The 646-nt window shown below is 68.0% G+C and carries 1 protein-coding gene; it reads right to left on the bottom strand.

Annotation, left to right across the window (positions count from 1 at the left end; genetic code table 11):
• Window positions 1–646, bottom strand: a 646-nt coding sequence (locus tag Vqi01_RS30430) for an RNA-guided endonuclease TnpB family protein (RefSeq protein ID WP_204038568.1), incomplete at both ends; no start/stop codon positions are given.

Genomic DNA, 646 nt, shown 5'->3' with positions numbered 1-646 from the left:
AACGCTTCCCCACGGCTGGAAGCCGGGGGATTTCTGGCTCGGACTGCACGCAACCACTAACCCGAAGGGAGGTGATCACGTGTCTTACGTCGTCGGCACCAACACGGTCGCGCTCTGCCGTGGCAAGGATCGCCCTCGCGGCGTTCCGGTCGCGGCAAGCGGTGTACCCGCAGTCGCCGCACCGGAAAGTACGCACACCCAACCCGAGGCGTTGCTTGGCTCTCGTTCCGCACTGCGAGCAGGTCATTGTGGTGTAGGCGGGCGGCACCAGCACCACCTTTCGGCCCGCCCGCGTGCCACGTTCGATCAGTTCCCGCTTCGCTGCGCCGATCGCCGCGTCGGCAGCCTTGCGCGCCATGGTGGACCGGGCCAGGAAACTCGGCTTGAAGTCCTCCACGGCAATCACCGCATGGTCGGTCACGACTCGCCGTGCCCACTGGCGGGCGTCGTGGGTGTTTTGCCGGGTCGCTTTCTTGTGCAGCTTCGCGACCTGCCGCTTGGCCCGCAGGTATCCCTTGGATGGCGGGTTGCCTCGGGGACGACGACGGCGGCTCATCCTGCGCTGTACGCGGGCCAGTTGCGCGGCGCACCGTCTGCGGTGGCCGAGGTGCGGCAGGTCGTAGGCCGCATCGGTGGTCGTGGCGGT

Origin of the sequence: Micromonospora qiuiae (assembly GCF_016863555.1) — a bacterium.
Classification (GTDB): Bacteria; Actinomycetota; Actinomycetes; order Mycobacteriales; family Micromonosporaceae; genus Micromonospora; species Micromonospora qiuiae.
The sequence above is the reverse complement of the archived record's forward strand: the minus strand, read 5'-3'. Positions and strand labels throughout refer to the sequence as shown.